Source organism: Flammeovirga sp. SJP92 (assembly GCF_001583495.1).
Lineage (GTDB): Bacteria > Bacteroidota > Bacteroidia > Cytophagales > Flammeovirgaceae > Flammeovirga.
Genome location: NZ_LQAQ01000115.1, coordinates 1 through 26,619 on the forward strand (window position 1 = coordinate 1; position 26,619 = coordinate 26,619).

The window sequence follows — 26,619 nt, forward strand, 5'->3', positions numbered from 1 at the left end:
AGCTTTCTTTTTCTAAAAGGCTTTAATCCAAAAATATGCTCTCTTATTTTATTTATCTCTTCAATAGCAAAATTATCAATATTGTTCACTATCCCACAAGACTCTCCTTTAGGCATATTGTTTTCAATCATTATGCAAAATTCCTCAATCGATTTAGACTCCATAATTGATTCAATTATTTTATCTATCTCATATTTATGAGAATCAATTAAATGACGAAATAACACTGAGTCTCTTAAAGCTATTTCAATATTTTTAAACCTAATATTTTCATTTGTCTTTTTAATTATACTCTCAAAATCCTCAGAATTTGACGTTCTCATTATTGACTCTGAATATGTTTTCAAACCATTAATAGTTGTATTTAGCCTTTCAACTTGAGATTCTAGAGACTTTATATCTTTTTGTTCCGTTTGATTTTGAAGAAGAGTCGCAAATAATCCCGCCCACTGGTCTCTTAACCATCTAGTGATATCTTCTATGTTTTCAAAGTCTCGACAAAGATTATTTCTATGCTGTGTATATATTGACTCAATAAGTTCAAATACTTGAATATTGTCCACATGGGCATATTCTATACCTTGATTTCCTTTATTTTTTTTATAAGTAGCATATTCACTTGATACACCTTTTTCAATGAAAATATAAATTGGAATATCTTTTCTTTTAGCTGTTTCGTATTCCAACTTAGTAATTGAATTATAATGTTTATAATGCTTATCAAGTTCAGTTTGACTCAATTTTTCATATTCGTCTGAAGAGGGTGAACCATACCTACCTCCAATAATTAAAACAAGTATTTGTGAAAGTTCTACTTCTTTATAACAGGATTTATCTAAAGGTTCATTATGAATAAAAGGAATATCTCCATTTTCAAAGAGAATTGAATCATATCCAAGTGAATTGATAAACTCTTGGAGTCCCTTTCTTATATGTTTTAAATCATAATAGGTCGAACTAATAAATACTCTTGGTTTTGCCATTTTTTTTTTGAAAGCTAACATTTGATAAACACCACCATGTCACATTATATTTTTTAATACGCCATGGCGTTTATCCATTAGTAAAATAGTTTACTTGAAGTAAGGTAATAAACAACTTTAAATATTCAAATCCGAAGCTTCACAATTCTAATATATATTACAAATTATCAAGAGGACTTTTTATTTCACTTACTACGTTAGCGCTCACATGAGTAGATATCTGTGTAGTCATTGCAGAGTTATGACCTCAAAGGGTTTATACAGATCTTAGATCTATACCATTCTATAATAAATGAGTAGCAAAAAAAAATCTTTATTGTCACTTATCAAGATTACATGAAAAAATATTCTTTCGACGCTTGGAAAAATATAAAATAGGTTACTCATGGCTTAGACCTGTTCATTTAAAAAAGTTTTTCTTGAATTGATTGGCATTCAAAAATATTTTTTTCAATTCAATTCGTGAGCAAATGCAAATTATCTCTTCAAGTTCGAGTGCTTGTTGGTTTTTGGTGTGACTTCGGGAAATTTGGGCATAAAAAAATCCCTGAGTAGGGAGTCTTGTGAAAAATTGTGGAGTGAAGTGAGTGGAAATAGACGAGTTGAGATGAATTTTAATGGAAAATGAATGGATTAGACGCACTTCTTCTGTTCCAATACAGCGATTGGGTTCTTCCAGAGTTTGAATTGTGGTTGATCTTTGTTCAGTTCACGCATCCAATAGTATTTTGGTCCGGGCTGTAATTGCTGTGTTTTGATAATACCAAAGTGTTCCATCCAAAGATCGTAGTATTGCCAATCGTCTTTGTGATGAAAATGTTTTTTACCGATACGATAGGCATACCATTTTTTAAGGTAGACATCATCGTAGTCCTTACCCTTAAATTTGAGGTCGTAGTACTGATCGGAGTACCAATAGATATATTTTCTTTCGGCATAAAGCACGTAATCGTTTCTTCTAATGGGGTGATGTCTGAATGGATTTTTCTTTTTGGAGCCGGCGAACTTCTTTCGTGCTAAAAATAATTTATGAGCATACTCGGCATCGTACTTCTTGGTTTTTGGATTGGTATTTCTTTTTAACTCACGATAGATTGTAGAAGGTGATACTTCTATACCCTCGGCAATTTCCTTGACAGAGTATCTCTTTTCTTCTATAAGGCGTTGGATAACTTTTCTATGGTAGAGTTGAAGGTTTTTCATGAAATTCGTTAAACAGTCCGTTTTTAATTTTGTTAAGCTCTTTCAATGTAATACGAAAGTATTAAGAATCAAATCATTTGTGATGTTTTTTGCTCTCATCCGTAGACCCATAATTGAAATTATGGTTTTTGGGTGGTTTTACCTATCTCTTGGTTTATGCTCAACGATTGTTTTTGAATATAGAAATCTACACGATATAATTAAAAGGAAAAAGACTATTTCTTCTGGTGGCCCCTCAAGAGCCTATGATTTTAATCGTGGGGAGATAATGGAGCAGACGGACGTTGCAATGCAACCACCCTACATGAAATTCATGCGTTGTCATATTTTACCAGAATAAAAGAAATCAATTGATATTACTTTTTTAGATATTCTTTTATAAGTCTCTACTTCGTTTTCATGTAGCCCAAAACCTAATTTTAAGCAACTTGATAAAATTAGAAACACCTTTTTCAGTTTATGATTCATTTCATCTAAAACCATTGAAAGAGGGTGACTATCTTTTTCATTAAAAAATCACTTTTTTTAAGTTATAAAAAAACCTATATCTAACCGATCAATATCATCTGATGAAAAATAGCTTAGAAGTTTCAAAACATATTTTTATCATTGATTTTAAGATTACAGCTTTTTGTATTACTCTGTATAAGAAATATTTACATTCGTTTTGTGAGAAGTTAAGAATGATATTTCCCTAGATTACTCAATTATGTACATTTTTGAAAAATAAAGATCTTGTTATTAGATTTAAATATGTTAAATTCATAATTTTAAAAATTTATATATGATTTGTAAAATGATGAAAAAACGGTTAGCATTTTGGATTCATATTTTAGCATTAATTATCCTTGTTCTCATAGCTAAGCTATCCAAACTAAAAAATGATAACAATATTCAGTCGATAGTAAAATATGGAAATACTCATAATAAGTGGGTCTTACCAAAGGTTAGTGAAATTCTTAAACAAAGTCGTTTTGAAGAAACTGGTCCAATAGATAACTACGGATGGCCGGGTAATCCTAAAAAGGGATTTTGCGCTGATGCACTGAAGATAGCGGTACGTCATGCCTCAGAATTAAGAGGTATTAAACTCTCTGGTGTTAACATTAATGGAGAAATGAGTATTGATCAGATTAATATATATTTTTTTGACCCAGATCAATTTAGTGAGGCTAGAAATTTTGAAGGAAACTGCACATATACAGCGTTTAGTAATACTATTATTTGCGATCAATCATTCCTTTACCAATTCCAAGATATCGATTTCATAGAGAAACACCTTAAAGACTATTTGCTCAAAGAAGAGGAACTTGAGGATTTGCTCACTAACCCAAGAGGAGATCTTCGTATCACAATCGGTATGCCTAGCTTAATTTCAGCACATCATGTGCTGATTTGGGCACTTTTGCATGAAATAGGACACTTTGCCTACGACCATAAACCCATCTCTAAGTTTGAAAGTCTTCTTGCCCCTGAAACAGCCAATCAAAAATCACGAGAAATGGAGAAAGAGGCCGATGAATTTGCATTAACTGTTTTAAAGGAGTCATCAAAAGGAACCCTTACTAGTGTATACATAGGGTTGCAGAATATCTTAGCTGAACAGATAGCGTTAGCTGTTGGCGCACCAGGATCAAAGTTGCCTGTTCAACTGTACGAATTTAAAGATGATATTCCTTTGAAACAGCCAATAGGAACCCATCCTCCATTATTGATAAGATGTCTAAATGCATTAATTGTTTTTGAACCAGAAATCCCTAACTATCTAGTTAAGGGATCAGTATACAAGAAATTAAAGGAACAAATAAAATATATCAAATGAAAAATATTTTCTTAGTAGTTGTTGCATCAGTATTTGTAATTGCAGTTTCAATTTTCTCAGAAAGTGGAAGTAGTGGCTTAATCCTTGTTAAACACAACAGCGATGGAGAAGTAATCTTTGGCGTTTTTTTAGCTGGGGCAATGTTGTTGGGTATTTTAGCAGGACGAATACATAAGCTTATTGAATTAGAAGACGATTTTCATCCTAAAATTTTGCTAAAGAACCTGTTAAAAGATAGACACCTTTGGAAATCTCTTGTAGCAAGTCCGATTGTTTTTGGTGTGATATATTCTGCATTGTCTGAATCAAACGATGTTGTCGTATCTCTAGTTTTTTCTTTTCAAAACGGATTTTTTTGTAATGCTATATTAGAAAGTAAGAAAAAGGAAATGGAGGGAGATGAATAACCGAAATCATCCAATGAACGTATTTAGAGAACTCTCTATAAATAAAACTAGACTAGTTCTTCGAAGCGACTATACATTAGAATCTAAAATGAATAGTTAAATGAACTTTTTTGCCATAGGTATTATTTTAGATTTTAAGAGCAGGTTATAAAACTCCTTGAAATTGAAGTTAGAATAATTGATATTAACCAAATTCAGCAAAGAAGTAATACTTAAGATCAGAAACATACTATTAGTAAATTGTGGATAGTTTGTTTTTGGTGATCTGTAAGAACGTTGCAATGCAACCACCCTACCGTACTTCAATGTAGTATTCAATATTTGACGAAATTTCAGTTTACAAAGTCACTCCATCCCGAAAAAGTATACAAACTCCCGAAATACGTATAAATTCTAAGGCCTATTACTCAAGTACATTTGTATATGTAGAAAGGAACATGAAGAAGAAAGTTTGAAAGTAGATCCTATAAAGTCTCGTAGAAAGGTCGATTGAAACTTAACGAAGACTCCGTTTACGATGTATTGAATACAGCAAACCTCTCCTTCATACTTTGTACAGAATACTTTTAATCCTAATTATTGTAAGTACAAATTCTAAATTATCTCATACTAATTCTATTTATTGTTTTGCGATTACTTCCTTCAAAAAACTTTTAATAGAACCACTATTAATACGTTTTTTTAGCGTTGGACTCACAAAAAATATAGTAGAATTAACTATGATTTATTTTTGACTTAGTACTTAATACATTGTGAACTAAATTTTCAAATGTTTTTGACATTTAGAAATCAGGAGATTTCTAATGATCTGTAGGGCACGAATGACGCTAACACTTAACATTCGCGCCATTGAGCTTTCTACCCTTTTAGTTTGGTAGTACTCCCTCGGCATTGAAGGGAAAAGCGTGAAGAATTTCATGGATTGAGCCGTTAAAAATGATTTTCTTGTTTGAGCTTTAGCGAGTTTAAAATCATTGAGGCGATAGGAATGGAATTTAGCTTTTGACTTCAAAGCCTTGAATTTTTTGCTTCGTTTTTGTTTCAAGACAAAAATGAAGAAGAAAGAAGCTTGGAGGTAGATCATAAAAGCTTGTGAAATATTGTTTGAAAGCTAACGATAATTTAGTTTACAATGTACTTAATTCTTATTCAACCGTTTTATGATGAGTAATTGGACAGTAGACAACATGCCAAGTCAAAAAGGCAAAACCTTTTTAGTAACAGGCGCCAACAGTGGTTTAGGATTTGGAACTTCTGTAGCATTGGCAAAAAAAGGAGCTAAGGTAATTATGACGGCAAGGGATCTTAGCAAAGGCACAAAGGCGATGTTTGACCTTAAAAAAGAGGCACCAACCGCTGATGTCGAATTAATGCAGTTGGACTTAGCGGATTTAAATCAGGTGAAAGCCTTTGCAAATGCTTTTAAGGAAAAATATCAGCAATTAGATGTCCTTATTAATAATGCTGGTGTGATGATGCCTGCTAAACGTGATGAAACGAAACAAGGATTTGAGATTCAATTTGGAACCAATCATTTGGGGCACTTTGTATTGACAAATGAATTGCTGGAAATTCTTGAAAAAACGCCCGATTCAAGGATTGTTGTGTTGAGCAGTTTAGTAGCCAAGATGAATAAAGCTGACATCTATTGGGATGATTTGCATTTTGAAAAATCGTATGATAAAATGGCGAGCTATGCTCAAAGTAAACTGGCCAATATGCTCTTTGCCGCTGAACTCGATAGACGTTTGAAAAAACAAAGGAGCGCTATAACGTGTATTATGGCACACCCTGGATATACTGCCACTAATTTGCAACAGCATATGGGTTGGGCAGGTAGAATTCTTAATTTCTTGATGGCACAAAAAGTGGAAATGGGTATATTACCAACATTGCGTGCTGCCACAGATCCTAATGCGAAAGGTGGTGAATATTACGGCCCTGCCAAAATGGGAAATTACCGTGGTTACCCCGTGTTAAATGAACCCAATAAAATGGTAGACGATAACGGTGCCAATCAAAAGCTTTGGCAACTTAGTGAACAATTGACAAATACTAATTTTGTAATTCATTCTTGATGAAAAAATCACTTCCAATAGTATTAGCTATCGTCTTACTATTAAGTGCGGTAGCTCATCTTCTCTCTCCTGAGTTTTATGCTCCAATGATACCAGGTTTTATTCCTGTTTCTTTGGCCAATCTGCTTGCTACAATTACAGAGTTGACCACTGCATTATTACTCTTCTTCCCACAATACCGCAAATGGGGAGGCTTGGCATTTATGTTTTTAATGTTTGCATTCTTACCACTGCATATCTGGGATATGTTTCGAGAAGATCCAGTTGTCGGACCACAACCGCTGACCAGTATCCGATTGTTTTTTCAATTTGTATTCATCTACGTAGGCTGGTGGATTTACAAGAAATACTAATAGAACAATGAGCTCTTTTTATACCATCCACTCCATTTCAGAACTTCATGAGGCCTTTGGTTACAAAAAACCGAACCACCCACTGATATCAGTGATTAATTTAGCAGAAGTGGCCATCTCAAAAGAAATGCTGCACCTAAAGATTGGTACTCCATTTTATGCCATTACTTTAAAAACAAAAGTCGCTCATCCCTTTCGATACGGCAGAGAATATTTCGATTTTTCTGAAGGATATTTATTTGGTATTGCTCCAAATCAGATTATTGAAGTGGATGAAACTTCGGAAAAAGGAGAATTAGAAGGTTGGGCGCTCTATTTCCATCCTGATTTGATTCTTGGATATGGACTTTATGATAAAATCTCAGATTATAGTTTTTTTTCCTATGAAACCAAAGAGGCACTTCATTTGTCGGACAAAGAAAAAGCTACACTCAATGCTATTTTAGAGAAGATTGTGGAGGAATATGAATCGAACATGGATGAATACAGCAGAGATGTACTTGTTTCAAGTATTGAATTATTACTCAACTACATCAGACGTTTTTATGGGAGACAGTTTCTAACAAGAAAAAATCAAAATACTACAATCCTTAGCCGATTTAAGCGGTTGCTGAAAGATTATTTTCATTCAGATGCTGTCATTGAAAATGGATTGCCAAAAGTCAGTTATTTTGCAAAGCAACTTTCACTTTCCGATAGTTATTTGAGTGATTTATTGCAGAAAGAGACTGGCTGTACCGCACAAGATATCATTCATCTTCATGTAATAGAAAAAGCAAAAACAGATTTAGTCAACACCAATAAAAGTGTTTCTCAAATTGCTTTTGCTTTAGGCTTTGAATATCCGCAGTATTTCAGCCGTCTATTTAAAAATAAAACTGGAAAGACGCCTAAGGAGTTTAGGGTGGGATTAAATTAAATCATTCCGCTCAAAATCTTTTTCAAAATTCTCTACATTTTCGAACCCTAATTCTTCCAACTTTTTAAAATAAGGAGCATAATCTTCGTCTTCGAAATCCATTGTATCTATATCCCATAAAAACTCGACAATCCACTGTAACCATCTTGGAGGATTCGGGTATTTCTGTAGATATTTTAAGCGGTCATCAAAACTAAAATTTTGTTGGCTTAACCATTCCCATAAAATCATAAGATGTGATTCACCTCCTCCCATTCTCCAACCTATGCTATAAGGATGATAATTAGGTCCATAAACCCAAGGTGGTGGAACGTCTCCATATTGATCTATCAACGCTTTACTGGATTCTAAATACCATTCAGCATTCGCATGTTTTCCCATTTTTATGTTTTCAGTTAAAGTGAAAAATTATTGTTCATTGTATTTTAGTTAATTACCGTTAACTTTCAATCAATATTTCTACAAACTTTTTATGATCTACTTTCAAGCTTTCTTCTTCTTCATTTTTGTCTTGAAACAAAAACGAAGCAAAAAATTCAAGGCTGTGAAGGCAAAAGCTAAATTCCATTCCTTTCGCCTAAATGATTTTAAACTCGCTAAAGCTCAAACAGGAAAATCATTTTTAACGGCTCAATTCATGAAATTATTAACGCTTTTCCCTTCAAGGCCGATAGAAGCAAACTATTTGGCAGAAAGCCTACTGGCGCAAATGTTAAGCGTTAGCATCATTCGTGTCCTTCAGATCATCAAAAATCTCCTGATTTCTAAGCACTATAAATAATGAAAACTTACTTTACAGTGTGGTAGATTGTAAACTAAAGTACCATTAACTTTCAATCAATATTTCTACAAACTTTTTATGATCTACTTTCAAGCTTTCTTCTTCTTCATTTTTCCATTGATGAAAAACGAAGCAAAAAATTCAAGACTTTGAAGTCAAAAGCTAAATTTCATTCCGCTCGCCTAAATGATTTTAAACTCGCTGCGCTCAAACAAAAAAATCATTTTTAACGGCTCAATTCATGAAATTCTTCACACTTTTCCCTTCAAGGCCGATGGAAGCAAACTATTTGGCAGAAAGCCTACTGGCGCGAATGTTAAGCATTAGCATCATTCGTGTCGTTCAGACCATCAGAAATCTCCTGATTTCTAAGCACTATAAATAATGAAAACTTACTTTACAGTGTATTTAGTCATAATAAGCACCTGGGTACCTGAACTGCATATTCCCTTCCAAAGGAGGTATATTATGAATTAAATGTTCTATCCACTTCGGCCTATTGGGTACTTTATTTTCTTTTACGGTGGCTTTCCACTCATCGTCATTCGTTAATTGCCCTTTAGTAAATTCATAAAAAGAGAACGTTGCTCCTCTTGCTATGTAATACTCTCCTTTTATAGGCACTACAACATAGATATCATCTGCGTGACCTACGGCCACATTTAGAAACGTGAAATTACTGCTAAAAATATCTGTGATCAGTGCCATTGACTTTTCTCTTTCAGTAAGATGATCCGTTTCCAAAAGCCCCAATAATATGTATTCAATCGTGGCACCTACATGATGCAAATCGTTATAATCCTCTTCCGATATACTCTCTCCATTCAATTGTTTTTCGGCCACTTTTTTCAATAAATACCCTAAGCTTTTGATCTTGCCCAGCTCAGCATCATAGGAAGTTTCTTTATTTTCTGACAGTTTTTCGAGCCAATCTACCAATTCTAGTGCTTTTTCCCAGAAAACCATATTGGGCTCCACATAGCTATAGTGTGATGGAGGCTCTGGCCCGCCACCTTGTCCACCTTCCGCTGCCCAAGGTCTTTCTTGATATAAAACTAAATCGTGCTTGACATGTGTCCATGATGCTAATGCCGTTGAAAGTTCTTTTCTATTATAAGCATCTGTTTTCATAAAATTAGGATAGCGTTCCTGCTCTCCATATGCTGAAAGTGCTGTTTCTACTCCCTTGAAACCATAATTATGGTCCCATTCTGAAAACGATTTAAACTGTTCCTGAAGGTTTTGAAGGTTGGACTGATAGTCAGGCCACTTTTCATTTTCCTTATATTCTTCCAATAAAATCTTCCCGGCCGTTTGATTCCCAAATACAGCGGGCACATCCAGTGACTTTGGAAATTCTCTTTTGTCTGAAACCAGTTTACTGAAAACCTCTCCACTTATGGAATACGTACTTGAGAAGAAGAAAAGTCTCTTTTTCCCTTGTTCTTCGGACGGCGTGAAGAAAACTCCTTTAATTTTTTCTTTTGTAGAGGATTTCAGTTTTGCTTGAATTTCGGCTACTTTGGTTTCTGCCAAAACCTCCTCTAAAGATTTTACATCTATCCATTCCAATAAATCACTGATAGACAAATTATCTTCAGCCCCCGCTAGTTTTTCAATGTCCGCTTTATATTTCTTATATCTTTGATACAGATTAGGGTTGTTTTTAATTGCAAACGCAAGGGTGATAAAACCTCTTAGCTCATCTTGATTATCAATATCAACACCATTCAAGCTCACCCATTTAAACGCCTTGAAATATCCTTTGAGTTTTTCCGATTTTGTATAATGCGACCTTGGTTTTAAATCATTATAACTTACAAAATCATTCTTGATGAAAAAGGGCTTGCCACTTTCTTTGGTAATGTTTTGTGCTTCTTGTTGGAAGGCCTCTTGAATTGAGATTGAGCTGTCATTGAAAGCATACAACGCCAAGTTACAATAGGTTTGTGCCCACTCCACTTCCTTACTATAATCATTTGAAAATGAACTCAATTGATTGGAGGTTCCTTTCAATATATTGTGCAGTTCTTTTGAAAGGTAATTTTCTTCAAACTTCTCTAGAAAACGGGAAAAATACCTGTGCATGATAAACAGATACAAGTCCGTGGTGATGTAATGTGGAATATGCTGGTAAGCATTATTATCATAAATATAAAAAGGCAATGACCTATTGGCATTCACAAGACTGAAGTTTTGCTTTTCAAAATCAGAAAGCACTTTATCAGGCACTTTTGTAAATTGTTTTGTATTAACGATCAAGTCAGCATTATAAAGGGCCAACCCTTCCTTTTCTACTGTCTTGCTCTCCTTTCGTTTGGATTCTTCTTTTTTGACTTTACTGATAAACTCTCTTTCCTGTTCATTCAGTTCAACTTTAAAATCAGGTGCATCAAAAATGGGTTTATACCAATCGTATTGATTAAAATAACCTCTCAAAAAACCATCTTTGAATAAATATCCATTTCTGGCAAATACCTCATTTCTTACAATTCTCAATTCCTCATAAGATAAAGTCCTCAGGTCTTTCGAATAGTCAAAACTAGGAAACTTTGTATTTTTCAATGCATCTCGGCCGTAAAACTCTTCGATATGCGGAAGGGTATAATATTCCTCCAGTGTTTTGTTTTTGGGAGCAACATTATTTTCTTTCTTCCCTGCCTCTTGTGGAGTTGAAGTTTGCTTTGCTACAGTACTGGTCTGCGTTTCATTACTACCATGATCCTCCTTACAATTGGTCAGTAAGAGAGGTAGTATGAGCATCAATAGATTTAGTTTAAGTTTCATATTTTTAATTAATTAAGTTCAGTTAGTGCGAAGCCGAAATCATCCCATTCATAAACTCTTTCCACTTTATTTTTCTCATCAACGACTTCTACAGTAGTCAGATAATTTTTATGTTCACCTTCTAAAATTCCAAAAGACTCTACATCATTCAAAAACTTGGTGCCTAGCCATAAAGGTTTCAATGCTTTATTTTTAAAAGTATAAATGTTGACCCGTTTTTTGAGCACGGGGTCAAACCTTACCTTTTTTGTGATTCCCACCAATACATCCACCTGTTGGTCATTATTAATATCACCCACTTGAAATTCAGAAAGTGTACCATGCAAACGGACCGCATTGGCAGACACCCCACCCTTTTCAAACTTAAGGAGATGTGAATTATCAGAGAGTTTTTTGAGCATTGAAATTGTATTTTTTTCTGAAATCATCCATAAAGAAGTAGGTTCAGAAAAATGAAGGTGACGAGTTTGTTTTAATTTCCATCGTTGACCATTTTGAAATAAAGCTACGTTAGAATATCGGAGATGTTCTTTTAAAGCCCGAATCTGATTCTCTAAAGTCAAAATTTTAGGAAAGTACTTCTCCAAGTAGACAGGAGTGATGTTGACTTCCTTTATTTCTTGATCTATTTCTAACGACACGACATAACATGATTTTGCCTCCGGCATATAAGGATCTGCTATAAAATTGCCCAAACTATAAATCACCGGTTTATCTTTTATAAACTCAATGGTCTGTGTGACATGTGGATGATGACCAATAATCGCATCGACACCTAAATCAATCAATTCCGTGGCTAAATCAACTTGCCATCTTTGTGGCTTAGTTTGCATCTCATAGCCCCAATGCAAATACAAAATCAATGGGATTTCCTCATGCTGGCGGACAAACTGTTCAACACTCTGCTTCAATGCTTTGGCAGAAGAAATAGACAAATTCTCATTATGAGTTGTCAAGGATGCAGATAAAATAGCACATTGCTTGTTCCCTTTTTTTATAATAGAAGGAACATTTTTGTGTCCCAATACCTCCAATGCATTGTCTTCGATGGTACGAATTGTATTCTTATAGCCCTCTTCACCATAGTCAAAAATGTGATTATTAGCAATTGACACATGCGTTACTCCTGCCTCTTTTAATAAGCGAGCATTTTTATACTCTGACTTAAAGTTATAGCGGTCTTTTTGTTTTTGTCCCGTTTCAGTGATAGTTCCTTCAAGATTGATTACCGTAAAATCATGGCCCTCACAAATATTAAAAGCGTTGACCAATAAGCTGTCGCCATGGAACCTCGTCTCATATTTGACGGCCCTATCCAGAATGATATCTCCTGTAAAAATAATTTTTAGTTTTTCATCTTTTTTATGGCATGACAGCAAACAGCTCATCAATAATAAAAAGGTCAGTTTGTTTATCATTGAATTAAAGTACAATAGTTATCTGATCAGAAGCTTTAACTGATGCTAAGGTAAGGCTTCTACTTTATATTCATCCATTTTTGAATGAAAAAACTTACTTCAGCATTCATCTATCAATACTATTTAAAATTGTATTTTATAAATATTATTTAGAAAAATATAAATTAAAAAATGAATAACATTGTACAATGATTTGAAATTAAAAACCTTTGTTCTAATATCGAAATGAATATCGTATAACTAATAATTTATTGTACTTTAAAAAATCTAAAACCGCTAATAAAAGTTCTCAGGACTTACTAGCGATTAAAAATAAACTAAACGAACTGGTGTTTTATTCTATAAGATATAGAATATTCTACTGCTCTTTTAATTATTCCTTTTATTCAGCTGTTTTGTGAGCAGGGACAGCCTCAATGAATATAAACCATCCGGGTCTTCATCGGCCTCCATTAAACTAATTATGATGAAAGCAATCAAACTTCTATCCGCTTCAATTTTCGTGGCAATTTTGGCTTTTGCCTTAAACGCTTATGCCGCTGTTACACTAAGATATCAGAACAATGACTCTAGTGACTATACTTTTGAAGCTGAAATTGGAGGAAGTACAAAGAAAGTGACTTTCTATGGTAGCCGTACGGGTTCAGTGACCATCCAAGGTGGTAGCAGCAGTGCTGTAATTTATACCAAATGCGGTAAGGTGAATGTGAGCCAAGGTGACAAAATCTACATCAAAAATGGCTGTATTTCTTTTAACTAATAACGTTAAGTACAAATTCAAAATTATCTAATACTAATTCTATTTATTGTTTTGCGATTAATTCCTTCAAAAAACTTTCAATAGAACCACTATTAATTCATTTTTTAGCGTTGAACTCACAAAATATAAATTAGAATTAGAATTAACTATGATTTATTTTTGACTTAGTACTTATTTGAAAGAAAATAAAATCTTGTTTTTGATTTGACACTCAATAAGAGTCACTCCTCTTTTATTTTAAACTTAAAGCAATAAAGGGGTGACTCTTTTTATATGTAGAGAGTTTTGGAATCACTGCTCTTTTATCTTCTTTTGATTAAATTCTGAGTGATGGTAAACAAACTCTAAAAGTTCTTCATCTGTTTCATGTAAAATAAATTGATCTCTTCCTTTCTTTTTTAATTCAATCAGCTCATTTTCATAGAAATATAAACGGCGTTCGGAGATCAATTTCAAATCTCTTGCATCGGGTTCTACATAAGGTACAGTGTCAGCTATGTGTAAAATATGATTAAATACGTGTACTTCACGGTATACAAATAGCAAGCATTCTTGATCATCATAATAATACTCTATGGTTACCGCACCATAAGAAGGGTAGAATTTTTCAACAATTTTTTGGATAGAACCTTCTTTTGAATAACACTTCAATTCTCCTGTGAGCGCTATATTCTCTTCAATAAAATCATCATTACTCAGTGTTATTACATCATACTTTTCATAAGCATTGATTTCCTTATACTTCTGCCGAATAGAAGTAATAATTTCTTTTTTGTTTTGGCATAAAGCAAACAGTGTCACATGTATTAATATATAAAAGAGTATCCCTTTTTTCATCTTGAAAATACCAGTTGGCAGTTGAAAAAAAATTTGTTTACAATATACTTAATACATTACAAACTCAGTTATCATCAACTTCCATTTGATATTTCTGCAAGCTTTTTATGTTCTTCTTTCAAGCCTCCTTCTTCTTTGTCTTGAAACAAAAACGAAGCAAAAAATTCAAGGCTTTGAAGTCAAAAGCTAAATTCCATTCCTTTCGCCTAAATGATTTTAAACTCGCTGAAGCTCAAACAAAAAATCATTTTTAACGGCTCAATACATGAAATTCTTAACGCTTTTCCCTTCAAGGCCGAGGGAGTACTACCAAACTAAAAGGGTAGAAAGTTCACTGGCGCGAATGTTAAGCGTTAGTGTCATTTGCGCCCTACAGATCATTAGAAATCTCCTGATTTCTAAATACTATAAATAACGAAACTTGGTTTACAATGTATTGACAAATACTATATATAAATGGGATATTGTGGAACATGAGCGAATTTTAATTCAACCCACTCATGTTTCAAAACTATTTCGACTCTACTTCAGGAGTAATTCCCAATCTCTGATACACTTTCCCGCCTCTTCCTAAATTGTCACCAATGCCAAAATAACCAGATCCATGCCCCGTCATAACAGGACGTAATTTATTAATATCTACAAAAATCTCATCTGCTTTCAGTATAGCTGTATCCACTTTCACATCCATGATTTCACCCACAAAATGAGTGTGTTTTCCTAAATTTGTTGTCCTCACCACTCTACATTCCAATACTACTGGAAACTCATGTACATAGGGAGCATTGACCAATTTTGATTTCACGGGTGTAAGCGGTAAAACATCAAATTTATTGATATCACGCCCAGAATAATGCCCCACCCAGTCTACATATTCTATCAATTTTTCATTGGCAATATTCACTGTAAATGCTTGGTTTCTCATAACATTATCATAGGTTTTGGTTGCAGGGCGTAGAGAAACTCCAATACTTGTCGGTTTTGAATTTACAATACCAATCCACGACGCTGCCATAATATTGGGTGTTCCCGCACTGTCGTAAGACCCAATAATCCCAACGGGCATCGGAAAAAGAAATGGCCTTTTCCCAACCGATTTTTTGACATGCAAAGAGTCCATCACCGCTGTGGAATTGACAATAGACGCTTCATTTATTTCTCCATTGGCATCATTAACATTATAACGGATTAATACCACGATAAGGATGATGACCAATACTATATTTAAAAGTTCACTCGTTTTCATAAAATTTGGTATTTTTTATTATCTCTTGCTGATCGTTTTTTACAATTATCCAACACAAAGCCAGTTGGACAGATTTTACACCATGGTTTTGAATAGAAAAAGGAAAGGCCAATAAACAATAACCCAAAACCAATCATCCACCATGAAACTATTCTGAAAGAAAAAGAAGGAAATGGTTCTACAAATGATAATTCGGGATATTCACCTAGAATAATACAACTGATTAATATGATGGTGGCCACAGTTTGTAATGGAATGGATCTCACTTTTAGAAAGTTCATATTCCGCTTCTGGAAAGGGGAAATTTTCCCTGCCAATTCTTGTGCAGCACCAAATGGACACATATAATGACAATAAAATTGCTTCTTTGTAGTCACTGGTAAAAGCACAGAAAGACCAAGCAGAATTACTGAAATCAAATTGGAATCTAGTGAAATACCATTGACGATCCATCCATGTAGAAAAGAAATCGAAATCATTTTCTGATATGCAAAACCCATTACTATGGTCACCATGATCAACATTGTGGTCCTATAGTTTTTCATGGGGCGATAAAAGCATACCAACAAACCAAAAATCAAAGTGGCTGAGGTAAGTAACCATTGTAAAATCAAGGTCCAATGATAATGCCTTTTTACAAGTTCTTGGCCGGTGACTTCGGATAAAGTAACCTGAACTGTTTTGATGATGGCCTCACTGGTTTCTGTTGCTGAAGTAATGCCATCGACCTCATTATGCAAAGCCCGGTCAAAGGTCAGACCGTTCCACTTCTCCAATAACTTATCATCCAATATAAACTCAATGTATTCTCCGGATTCATTGTGTTGCAGCATTTGCATTCCTTGTATTGTTGAATCTTTATCAAACCCAATCAACACAGGAACCTCGCCTGCAAATCCTCTGATGTGGCTTGCGAAATCGTGCGTAGAAATGGCGTACCCTATTATATCCTTGTATTGATTATAGACAGTATACTTCTTTTGTGCGTCAACTGTAAAATATTTCGCCTTTTTGAAAATATCTTCCAAATGTGCTTGAGTCACTACAATCTTCTTTCTGTGTCCTTCTTCTTTTAAGAAAGGTAATTTCCAACCTCCTGAAATTCCTACTGCCACAACGAGGAGAGCTATCAAAACCATCCTGTAAAGATTATACGCTTGAAGGGAATTCAGTCCTTTTTGAGGTTCTTTTTTCTTTAATTTTCTGACAGGACGCTTTGGTGGTGTGCGTTTTTTCTGCTTTACCTCTGTTGTCATTTAGTTTTTCTATTTTTTTGATGATACGGGCTTTCCAATTCTTTATTCAATATCAAAACTGGTGCTCCAAGCAAACTTGCTACATTGTAAACTATAATTCTTTTTTCCTAGGTACTAAGTCAAAAATAAATCATAGTTAATTCTAATTTATTTTTTGTGAGTACAACGCTAAAAAACGTATGAATAGTGGTTCTATTAAAAGTTTTTTGAAGGAAGTAATCGCAAAACAATAAATAGAATTAGTATTAGATAATTTTGAATTTGTACTTAGTGATATGTCCCAGTACTTCTCTGCCAAGATATATAAGATTCTAGACAATTTATTCTCAAGGAATGTATTTAGAATACGTCTTCTTCTTCGTATTCATCAAAGTCTTTAGTTTTTGAAAATGCTTTAATTTTGATAGAAATGAAGTAATATTGAAGTAAAAGAATTTATTGATTTTATACTCGATAATCTTTTTGATATTCTAAGATTTGATTTATTTTGTGCAATACAAATCTTCTCCTAAAGTCGTTTGAATGCCTTTTAATTCTATTGAATTTGCGATTTTCTTACCAATTATTTTTTTCCTTTATTGGTTTGTAACTCCACGAAGTTTGTCCTTGCAAAATGGACTCCTTCTCGTTGGGAGTTATGTTTTTTATGGGTGGTGGGACTACCGTTTTCTGGCATTAATCATCATTAGTTCTGGCGTGGATTATGGAGTGGGGATTGGGCTTTCAAAAACAGAGAATAAGACTCAACGAAAATTACTTTTGTATTGTAGTCTCCTCATGAATTTAAGCCTGTTGGGCTTCTTCAAATATTATAATTTCTTTGTTGAAAGTTTTACACACGCTTTTACGCTTTTCGGGAATACAATGGATATTCACCGTTTGCAAATTATTCTTCCCGTAGGTATCAGTTTCTATACCTTCCAAACCTTGAGTTATACCCTTGATGTTTACAAAAGGAAAATCACTCCTACACACGACATTATTTCCTTTTTTGCTTTTGTCAGCTTTTTCCCACAGCTTGTAGCGGGGCCGATTGAAAGGGCCAAACATTTACTTCCTCAATTTTCTCAAAAAAGAACCTTCGAGTACCACAATGGAGTGGACGGTTTACGCCAGATTTTATGGGGTTTATTCAAAAAGGTCATCTTAGCCGACAACTGTGCTTTATTGGTGGATCAGGTTTTTGAAAACTATACCGAAATGGGGGGCAGTACATTGGTTATTGGTGCTGTTTTTTTCGCTTTTCAGATTTATGGAGACTTCTCAGGTTACTCGGATATTGCCATAGGCACCGCTCGTTTGTTTGGCTTCAATTTGATGCAAAATTTTAATTCTCCCTATTTTTCTAGAAACTTAGCTGAATTTTGGAGAAGGTGGCATATTTCACTTAATACTTGGTTTAGAGACTATATTTATATTCCGCTGGGAGGAAGTAAAACCGGCAACTTCAGAACGATTTTCAATGTACTCACTGTCTTTCTTATCAGTGGATTATGGCATGGTGCCAACTGGACTTTTTTGGTTTGGGGATTGCTTAATGCTCTTTTATTCTTGCCTTTAATTTTCACTCAAAAAAATAAACAATATCTTAAAAGTATTGCCCCTCACCAACTTTTCCCTTCATGGAAAGAGGCACTTCAGATGGGTATTACTTTTGGATTGGTCGTGTTAGGATGGATCTTTTTTAGGTCACCTTCTGTCAAAGATGCTTTACGCTATATTAATGGGATTTTCGACGGCAGTATATTTGAATTTCCTTATTTATTAATTACCGTTTTAGGGAAAGTAAAACCGCTTTTGATCCTTATATTCTGGTTGATAGAGTGGTTAGGAAGAGACCAAAGTTATGCTCTTAAAAACATCGAAAAAGTAACAAACAGGAATATTCGCTGGTTAATTTATCTGATCATCATTGGTATTCTTTTTCTTTACAAGGGTATTGCTCAAGAATTTATATACTTTCAATTTTAGCAAATTACATGAATAGGTTTATAAAAAATGGCTTGCAGTTTCTGCTCGTTCTGATGACTGTCATCATGATAGGCATTTTCCTTCCTTCCACTCCTAAAGCTTCTAAATCGCTTTTATTTGCTAAAATCCAGAAAGACCAACGCCTTAAGGAGACTTCATCTCCTAGAATTATTTTCGTAGGAGGCTCTAACCTAAGCTTTAGTTTGAACAGTCAACTGATTCAAGAAGCCTTACAAATGCCTGTGATCAATATGGGCATCAATGAGGGAATTGGAATACGCTATAATTTAGCGAGCATCAAAAGATATATTAGAAAAGGTGACATTATTATTGTCATCCCCGAATACACCCAATTTTATATTCAAAACAGGAACTGTTCCGTTGAACTAGCTAGAACAATTTTGGACCTCAACAAAACAAATATCGAGCTGTTAGAATGGCAACAAATTCCCTCCTTTTTGATGGAAGTTCCACCTTATGCCTTTTCAAAATTCAATCCCTTTGAATATTTCTTTTATTCAGAAAGTGATATTTATAGCGTACATTCTTTCAATCAATATGGAGATGTCAATGCACACTGGAATTTGGCTCCAAGACCTTTTCCTCCATTAGCAGAAATTGATACCTCTAAGTTCAATCAAGATATTTTACAATATATTCTACACTTTGAAAACGAAATCAAAAAGAAGAATGCTCAATTGTATATTTCCTACCCTGCCCTTCAGCAACTCTCTTTCAAGAACAGCATCAAAAGTATCCGAAAAGTGCAAAAGGAATTGGAAAAAACTCCACTCACAATCATAGGTTCCCCTGACCGTTATATTTTTAAACAGGAACTCATGTTTAACAGCCCTTACCATCTCTCAAAAAAGGGAGTAGATTTGAGGACAATGTTACTGATTGAAGATTTGAAAACTCTGTAAACAAAATTCATCTCTATTTTACTCATCAATCTGCTCCCTATCAAAAACAGGATTCCCTAAAAGTCTTGTATCTACATTTTCAGAAATTTCAGCATTATAAGTATTCTCTATTTCATTGCCTTCTAAAAGCAATAAGTTCAGCTTTGTACATTGACTAATATCAGGAGGGATACGCTTGATTTTTCCGTTGGTCAAGTTTAAGTTCTCTAAGTTTTTCATTCTACCAATCCCTGTGATATCTGTGATTTGATGATTAATAACATTTAAGTCGCTTGCTTCGCTATCAAAAATTCCTACTGGCATACTTTTCCAGGTTACATCTTTAGCCCAAATACTTCCAACTTGTAAACCTTTTGGTACGGAACGTATGTTATTGCATTCATTAAGTCTCAATATTCCTATTGGTACTTGATTAAGAGAAGAAGGTAATCCTGTAAGTCTAGAACAACCGGTCAAATCAAGTCCCCATAACCCATTAAGATTACCCATAGTTGAGGGTAATTTGAAAAGGTTTTTACAGTATCTTAAATGTAAATGTTCTAATAAAGGCAAGTTTCCTAACCCTTCTGGCAAATGTGCACCAGTACTATTGTTTAGTGTTAAATTTCGAAGACTTTTTATTGTGTCTAAATATTTAAAACTTTTCAATTCGACTTTTAATACACTAAGTTTTTTAAAATTGCTTATTTCTGATGGCAATTCATTCATTTTAGGTAAACCTAAGTGTTCCAATGAATCAAACTGAAAAATAACATCAGGAAAACCTTTAATTTTTGTTCCTTGTAAAAATAAGCCAGTAATAGGTAGCTTTTCAAACCCTTCTGGTAACCTTTCAATATTTGTAGAGGTTAAAATTAATAAATTTAGTTTTTTACACTCTGTAATAAAAGAAGGTAATTCTTTTATAGGATTATTATTTAAACGTAATGTCTTTAATTCTGTGAATTCAGTAATAAACTCTGGAATTTCGGTTACATTACAGTTGAGGATTTTAATTTCTTCTAACATTTTAAAAGCTCGAAGTTCTTCAGGAAATTCAGTAAGAGACGGGTCGTTCTCTATAACTATCATAGTTAAATGTTCCTCATTACTATCATTTTCATAATATTCAACATTATACTTTGCGTATAATTTTTCAAAAGCTTCCTGTTCTTCCATGTCTTTGTAATTAGTACAACCTACCAGTAGTATAGTCACTACACTGCTAATGAAATAATAGAAGTATTTAGCACTAGTCAATTTCCGTTGCACAGTACCAATAGAAATATGGTTTTGTTTCATTTGTTCTATAGAATGAAGAAAAAGTTTAGTTGACTACAAGAATGTATTTTACTCATCAATCTGCTCCCTATCAAAAACAGGATTACCTAAAAGCCTTGTATCCACATTTTCAGAAATTTCAGCATTATAAGTATTCTCTATTTCGTTACCTTCTAGTATAAATAAATCCAGTTTCGTACATTGATTAATATCAGGAGGAATACGTTTAATTTTTCCGTTTGAGAGATCTAGGTTAATCAGATTTTTCATCCTTCCAATCCCTGTAATATCTGTGATTTGATGATTAATAACATTGAGGTCATGTGCTCTACTATCAAAAATACCTGTTGGCATACTTTTCCAGGTTACATTTTCTGCCCAAATACTTCCAACTTGTAAACCTTTAGGCACAGATCTTAAACTATTACATTCATCAAGTTTTAATATTCTCATACGAACTTGATTAAGAGTTGATGGTAAACCTGTGATTCTTGTGCACCCTGTTAAATCAAGTTTTGATAAAAACGCTAAGTTGCCTAATGATAAAGGTAACTTAAAAAGGCTTTTACAATATCTCAAATTTAGGCCCTTTAGATAAGGTAGATTGCCTAGACCTTCAGGTAAATGAGTTCCTGTACTATTGTTAAGTATTAATAGTTCTATACTCTCTATGGTATCTAAGTATTTAAAACTCTTTAATGCTACTTTTAAGTGTTTCAACTTTTCGAAATTACCTATATCGGAGGGTAGCTCATTTATTGGGTTCAGATATAAATGAATTAAGGAGTCAAATTGATATAGTTCATTGGGAAAACCTTGTATTTTTGAACCTTCAATATATAAACTTGTGATAGGTAAATTCCCAAATCCTTCAGGGAATTGACTTACTTCTGTATTGGATAAATCTAATATATTTAGTTTACGACACTTTGTGATAAATGATGGTAATACTTTGATAGGGTTTCCTTCCAACCATAATGCTTTGAGTTCAGGAAATTCAGTTATAAATTCAGGAATTTCGGTGACATTACAATTGATAAATCTTATTTCCTGTAATTTCTTGAAAGCTTGCATTTCTTCAGGGAATTCCGTGAGTGAAGGTTCACCTGTTATCACAATCATTGTTAAATGTTCATCATTACTATCATTTTCATAATATTCAACATTATACTTTGCGTATAATTTTTCAAATGCTTCCTTTTCTTCCATGTCTTTGTAATTAGTACAACCTACCAGTAGTATAGTCACTACACTGCTAATGAAATAATAGAAGTATTTAGCACTAGTCAATTTCCGTTGCACAGTACCAATAGAAATATGGTTTTGTTTCATTTGCTCTATAGAATGAAGAAAAAGTTTAGTTGACTACAAGAATGTATTTTACTCATCAATCTGCTCCCTATCAAAAACAGGATTCCCTAAAAGCCTTGTATCCACATTTTCAGAAATTTCAGCATTATAAGTGTTTTCAATTTCGTTACCTTCTAAAAGCAATAAGTTCAGCTTTGTACATTGATTGATATCAGGAGGGATACGCTTGATTTTTCCGTTGGTAAGGTCTAAGTTCTCTAAGTTTTTCATTCTACCAATCCCTGTGATATCTGTGATTTGATGATTGATTACATTCAGATCGCTTGCTTCGCTATCAAAAATTCCTACTGGCATACTTTTCCATGTCACATTTTCTGCCCAAATACTTCCAACTTGTAAGCCTTTTGGTACAGATCTTAAACCATTACATTCGTCAAGTTTTAATATCCCAATAGGCACTTGATTTAGTGAGGAAGGAAGGCCGGTAATTCGTGAACACCCTGTTATATCTAACCCCAATAACATTTTTAAATTACCCATTGAAGCAGGTAACTTGAAAAGGTTTTTACAATACCTCAAATTCAGATCATTCAATAAAGGTAAATTACCTAATCCTTCAGGTAAATGCGAACCCGTACTATTATTGAGAGTAAAGCTTTCAATGCTCTCTATAGTATCCAAATATTTAAAACTTTTTAAAGCTACTTTTAAATGTTTCAGCTTTTTGAAACTGCCTATATCTGATGGAAGTTCATTGATGGGGTTTAGATGTAATTCTTTTAAGCCATCAAATTGATATAATTCCCTTGGAAACCCCTGTATTCTAGTATTTTCTATATATACATTTGTAATAGGTAGTTCACCAAAACCTTCTGGAAAGCTACTTACATTTGTAGAAGTTAAATCTAATAACTTCAATTTATGACATTTAGTAATAAAAGAAGGTAAATCTTTGATAGGGTTTCCTTCTAACCACAAGTACTTTAACTCTGTAAATTCTGTTATAAATTCAGGAATTTCTGTGACATTACAGTTGATAATTTTTATTTCTTCTAACCTTTTGAATATGCGAATTTCTTCTGGAATTTCGGTTAGAGATGGAATATCAACAAATTTAACTTTAGAAATATGTCCGTCTTTTTCGGTTTTATAATTAACATCATTACCATATTTATTATCTAAATATTCTTTCAATTCATGTTCAGTCATACTTTTATAATTAGTGCAATTTGTTAAAAAAAATAGTATTACGATTAAGTAAAAATTGTCTTGTATTCTCATTATTAGGACAAATTATATATATTATTATTTAGTTTTTTGGTAATTGTTTTCCATAAACAATATTCTCAATTAATAATGGAAATAATATATCTTTTTCGAAGACACTTAGATCTATCTTATTGGTGTCATAATCATCATTTAATAGAGATTTCATAAAATCAGAGATCTTTAAAGTTTTTTGATCTTTCTTATCTTTATTTCCCTGGATATACTTCACTATATCTTTAATATCACCCAAGTATAAATGAGCTTGCCCCGGACTCAAATCATCAATAGGGCAATCGTTCCAAGTAGCTTGTTCACTTGGTACATCTTCAGCATAGCATTCCACAGCCGTCTTCACTTTTACTCCAAAGTTGACGGCAATTTTCTTCAATTGGTCTTTTGTGATTCTTATTTCATCAAAGCCTGTTGTTTTTTCTACTCCTGCTTGAGATAGCCCTTTCCATGTGAGAAGATTATCAGATGCTCTTACTTGCCCTCTCGTATCTTTAAACTTACTCCATTGTTTATTGGCTGTTTCTTCTCCCAAAATGATTTCACGTAGGCGATCCATTGCCCCTGTTTTACCATAGCTTTTCATTTGTTCGGCATAAGCTAGAATTAATGAAGGGTATTTCTCTGCAGAAATATTTTCTTTTATATAGTCTACAGCTCTGACAAAATTCTTCTGTTTATTTGGAGGCCATTTACTCATCTCGAAAGTATTATTATAAATTGATCCCATCTCAAAGTTATGCAAAATTCCTCCCATAATCTGACCGAAATAGTAATCGTGGATAGTAGAATTATACTTTCCTAAATCTTGGATATACTTATGATGTACCATAGACAAAATTCTATTGCTATCACCTTTTTGGATATCACCTAGAATATTATTAGCAAAACTATCATATTCCTTCTTTTTATCACCATTAAGACGTTTAATCCCTTCTTTGTAAATACTATTGTAAACCAATGACGCGTAAGCAATGGTATTTTCACCCATCATTTCAAGGATTTCTACCTCATAATTGCCTTGTACTTTACCAGAAACATCATATCCTGCTTTACCTACTGTTGCATCTGCACTAAAGGCCCTTCCTGTTGTTACTCTCATATAGTGTAATTTGAAATCTCCAGGAAGCAGCTGAAACGAGACATCTATTTTGGTATATTCTTTATTCGATGTACTAGCTGTAGCTTTTAACTTTTTATCTCTTAAATCTTTAAATTTCTCATTAAATAATTTTTCAAACTTTTCTATTTTTTCAATTTTCTTTTCCCTAATCTTATTTTTTAGCTTTAAGCTTTCTGTTTTTCTTTTTGAATTTTCACTTTCAATCTTTGCTTTTCTTTCCTGTTGTTGCTGAAGCAGAGTTTGATCAGCTGATTTTTGCTTTGCTCTTTCAGCCTTTTCAATATATTTATTTTTTTTACTGGGGTTTGTGGCTCTCTCACTTTTAGCGGTGTTTCTTTCAGCGACTTCGTTACTTGTGTCTATTTTTTGCTGCGTTTGTTGCTTCTCTAACTTTCTTTCTGCTACTCTTTTTTCTTCTTTTGCTTCTTCATGAGCTATACTTCGATTATTCCATTTCACTTCATCTTTTAACTCTGTACTATTTTTCTCAAACTGTTTCGTCCAATCAAGAACAGTTTCAGAATTCTCACTCTTATATTTCGTCATCACATCATTGAAGAAGTTGTACACAGTTTTCACACCATTTGAATCCTTTTCTCCATTAGTATTAGTACTAATGTCATATTCATTGATCGTAAGACTAATATTAAAGTATTCTCCTAGATTATTACTGTTTAAACTAGATTCTACAGTATCATAAGAGAATTTACATTCAGCTCCATCACCGACCTTAAGAGTAGCATATATTTTATTACTAACGTCTTCTTTGTTATACTTTTTTAATTGGTCATTGGATTTAATTTTGGAGTAAGCTTTGACTTCATCAAAACTTATTATTTGGGGAACACTATAATTTTCTACACTCACTGATTGATGCCCTACATTAAAACCTCCTACTCCTTTAAGGCCTCCTTCAATTTGCCCTACATAACTTGTATTTACTGCTCTAACATACCCTTTTGACAACTCATGATAGACATCTCCCTCTTCTGACATTACATGATTCCAATATTCATCATCAATTCCCATTTTATACAGAGGAACAGTCCATTCATTTTGGAGCATAAAACTGTACATATTTAAGTCAAGAAATGCCATAAAGTGTTTAATTGAGGTATAACTGCCATTCAGCGCTTCAAGCATCCCTAGTGATTGCTTATATTCTCCACTTACACCAATATTTGCAACAGATTTATTCCCAAAACCTGCGTTTCCACCAATACTCCAATAAGAATTAACACCCAAACTTCTCGTATTACCAGAGGCTATTGATGCTCCAAATTTTCCATCTAAACCTAAATAGAAAAATACTGAAAGTTGTGCAGAAATAGATATTGAACCTGAAAGATCAAAGCTGTACGTCCTTGTGTTGTCATCAAACTGATCTGCAAATTCTTTTAGCCTATCTTTGAAGTATTTATAAGTTAAATTTTCCCCTAAAAAGTTCTTTTCATATTTTCCTTGTTCCTTCTTAACTTTAATACCAGTATTTGTATTTCTATCATAGCTATAAAATAGTGTACCATTTTTAGGTGTATAATATTCAGGTAAATACACAATATCTCCTTCTTGCAGCCAAAAGATCCCTACACTATCTTCATACTGTCCATTTTCATGTACTTCATGCCAATAATTCACATTTTCTAAGTCGGATTGTTTAACACCAAAACGCTCTTTAATACCATCTATCGTATCCCCCTTAAAAACCATATAACCATAGGCTCCATCATTATCAAATTGAACAAGGTATCCTTTAGCTGTTTTTCGCTTTGGCTTAGAAATTTCATTATTTTCTTTTTCTCTCCTGATTATCTCTTCTTTACTATATTCTTTATTTTCTACACGAATTTGATCTTTCCATTGAATAGGAGCATATAAGTATTCAGACAACTCATTGTACAGT

21 protein-coding genes are annotated in these 26,619 nt (G+C 33.5%); 9 read left to right on the top strand and 12 right to left on the bottom strand.

Going from position 1 to position 26,619, the window contains the following annotated elements; genetic code table 11:
- Together AVL50_RS30340 and AVL50_RS30345 are read right to left on the bottom strand one after the other, a co-directional pair.
- The coding region (locus AVL50_RS30340) for a DUF4062 domain-containing protein (RefSeq protein WP_062621495.1) at positions 1-983 on the bottom strand (983 nt) is incomplete at its 3' end.
- A 633-nt stretch (positions 984-1,616) separates the two neighbouring features.
- Positions 1,617-2,186 carry a helix-turn-helix domain-containing protein gene (locus AVL50_RS30345; protein ID WP_062621457.1) on the bottom strand — a complete coding sequence of 190 codons (570 nt, stop codon included), beginning with the start codon at positions 2,184-2,186 and terminating at the stop codon, positions 1,617-1,619.
- Between the two features lie 796 nt (positions 2,187-2,982).
- On the opposite strand from AVL50_RS30345, the gene AVL50_RS30355 reads away from it, so the two are divergent.
- From AVL50_RS30355 to AVL50_RS30380, 5 genes are all read left to right on the top strand, one after another.
- A complete protein-coding gene (locus tag AVL50_RS30355) occupies positions 2,983-4,008 on the top strand; it encodes a hypothetical protein (RefSeq protein ID WP_157491701.1) in 1,026 nt (341 codons plus the stop codon).
- Positions 4,005-4,415: a hypothetical protein gene (locus tag AVL50_RS30360; protein ID WP_062621462.1), complete on the top strand. Its 411-nt coding sequence runs from the start codon at positions 4,005-4,007 to the stop codon at positions 4,413-4,415. The genes AVL50_RS30355 and AVL50_RS30360 overlap by 4 nt, the downstream gene beginning before the upstream one ends.
- 1,160 nt (positions 4,416-5,575) lie before the next feature.
- On the top strand, positions 5,576-6,493 hold the full coding sequence (locus AVL50_RS30370; RefSeq protein WP_062621466.1) for an oxidoreductase: 918 nt from the start codon (positions 5,576-5,578) through the stop codon (positions 6,491-6,493).
- On the top strand, positions 6,490-6,846 hold the full coding sequence (locus AVL50_RS30375; protein ID WP_172826953.1) for a hypothetical protein: 357 nt from the start codon (positions 6,490-6,492) through the stop codon (positions 6,844-6,846). Before AVL50_RS30370 ends, AVL50_RS30375 begins: the two co-directional genes overlap by 4 nt.
- 7 nt (positions 6,847-6,853) lie before the next feature.
- On the top strand, positions 6,854-7,765 hold the full coding sequence (locus AVL50_RS30380; protein WP_062621471.1) for an AraC family transcriptional regulator: 912 nt from the start codon (positions 6,854-6,856) through the stop codon (positions 7,763-7,765).
- Here AVL50_RS30380 and AVL50_RS30385 read toward each other — a convergent pair.
- Positions 7,757-8,146, bottom strand: a complete 390-nt coding sequence (locus tag AVL50_RS30385; RefSeq protein WP_062621473.1) for a hypothetical protein — start codon at positions 8,144-8,146, stop codon at positions 7,757-7,759. The genes AVL50_RS30380 and AVL50_RS30385 overlap by 9 nt on opposite strands.
- Positions 8,147-8,237: 91 nt before the next feature.
- Between AVL50_RS30385 and AVL50_RS30390 the strand changes: the two genes are divergently transcribed.
- Positions 8,238-8,546, top strand: coding sequence for a hypothetical protein (locus AVL50_RS30390; protein WP_157491702.1), 309 nt, complete (start codon positions 8,238-8,240; stop codon positions 8,544-8,546).
- 408 nt (positions 8,547-8,954) lie between these two features.
- Here AVL50_RS30390 and AVL50_RS30395 read toward each other — a convergent pair whose 3' ends face one another.
- Positions 8,955-11,333 (bottom strand): DUF3160 domain-containing protein, encoded by a 2,379-nt coding sequence (locus AVL50_RS30395; RefSeq protein WP_082796076.1) that lies wholly within the window; start codon positions 11,331-11,333, stop codon positions 8,955-8,957.
- A gap of 8 nt (positions 11,334-11,341) precedes the next feature.
- Positions 11,342-12,751 carry a CapA family protein gene (locus AVL50_RS30400; protein ID WP_082796077.1) on the bottom strand — a complete coding sequence of 470 codons (1,410 nt, stop codon included), beginning with the start codon at positions 12,749-12,751 and terminating at the stop codon, positions 11,342-11,344.
- A gap of 463 nt (positions 12,752-13,214) precedes the next feature.
- Between AVL50_RS30400 and AVL50_RS30405 the strand changes: the two genes are divergently transcribed.
- Positions 13,215-13,511, top strand: a complete 297-nt coding sequence (locus AVL50_RS30405; protein ID WP_062621481.1) for a hypothetical protein — start codon at positions 13,215-13,217, stop codon at positions 13,509-13,511.
- Positions 13,512-13,802: 291 nt separating this feature from the next.
- Here the strand turns inward: AVL50_RS30405 and AVL50_RS30410 are convergent, their stop codons facing one another.
- The 3 genes from AVL50_RS30410 to AVL50_RS30420 all read right to left on the bottom strand — a co-directional run bounded on the left by AVL50_RS30410 (position 13,803) and on the right by AVL50_RS30420 (position 16,850).
- Positions 13,803-14,348: a hypothetical protein gene (locus AVL50_RS30410; protein WP_157491703.1), complete on the bottom strand. Its 546-nt coding sequence runs from the start codon at positions 14,346-14,348 to the stop codon at positions 13,803-13,805.
- Positions 14,349-14,859: 511 nt separating this feature from the next.
- Entirely contained in the window at positions 14,860-15,594 is a 735-nt protein-coding gene (locus tag AVL50_RS30415) for a flavin reductase family protein (RefSeq protein WP_216639110.1), read from the bottom strand.
- Positions 15,591-16,850 (bottom strand): 4Fe-4S binding protein, encoded by a 1,260-nt coding sequence (locus AVL50_RS30420; RefSeq protein ID WP_062621485.1) that lies wholly within the window; start codon positions 16,848-16,850, stop codon positions 15,591-15,593. Before AVL50_RS30420 ends, AVL50_RS30415 begins: the two co-directional genes overlap by 4 nt.
- 522 nt (positions 16,851-17,372) lie before the next feature.
- Here AVL50_RS30420 and AVL50_RS30425 point away from each other — a divergent pair.
- Both AVL50_RS30425 and AVL50_RS30430 read left to right on the top strand, forming a co-directional pair.
- Positions 17,373-18,821, top strand: a complete 1,449-nt coding sequence (locus tag AVL50_RS30425) for an MBOAT family protein (RefSeq protein WP_062621486.1) — start codon at positions 17,373-17,375, stop codon at positions 18,819-18,821.
- A gap of 8 nt (positions 18,822-18,829) precedes the next feature.
- A complete protein-coding gene (locus AVL50_RS30430) occupies positions 18,830-19,744 on the top strand; it encodes a hypothetical protein (RefSeq protein ID WP_157491704.1) in 915 nt (304 codons plus the stop codon).
- A gap of 18 nt (positions 19,745-19,762) precedes the next feature.
- Here AVL50_RS30430 and AVL50_RS30435 read toward each other — a convergent pair whose 3' ends face one another.
- The 4 genes from AVL50_RS30435 to AVL50_RS33455 form a co-directional block, all read right to left on the bottom strand.
- Positions 19,763-20,902 (bottom strand): leucine-rich repeat domain-containing protein, encoded by a 1,140-nt coding sequence (locus tag AVL50_RS30435; protein WP_157491705.1) that lies wholly within the window; start codon positions 20,900-20,902, stop codon positions 19,763-19,765.
- A gap of 171 nt (positions 20,903-21,073) precedes the next feature.
- Positions 21,074-22,336, bottom strand: coding sequence for a leucine-rich repeat domain-containing protein (locus AVL50_RS30440; RefSeq protein ID WP_062621490.1), 1,263 nt, complete (start codon positions 22,334-22,336; stop codon positions 21,074-21,076).
- A gap of 48 nt (positions 22,337-22,384) precedes the next feature.
- Positions 22,385-23,524: a leucine-rich repeat domain-containing protein gene (locus tag AVL50_RS30445; RefSeq protein ID WP_062621491.1), complete on the bottom strand. Its 1,140-nt coding sequence runs from the start codon at positions 23,522-23,524 to the stop codon at positions 22,385-22,387.
- A gap of 100 nt (positions 23,525-23,624) precedes the next feature.
- A partial coding sequence (locus tag AVL50_RS33455; RefSeq protein WP_216639111.1) for a hypothetical protein occupies positions 23,625-26,619 on the bottom strand: 2,995 nt, incomplete at its 5' end.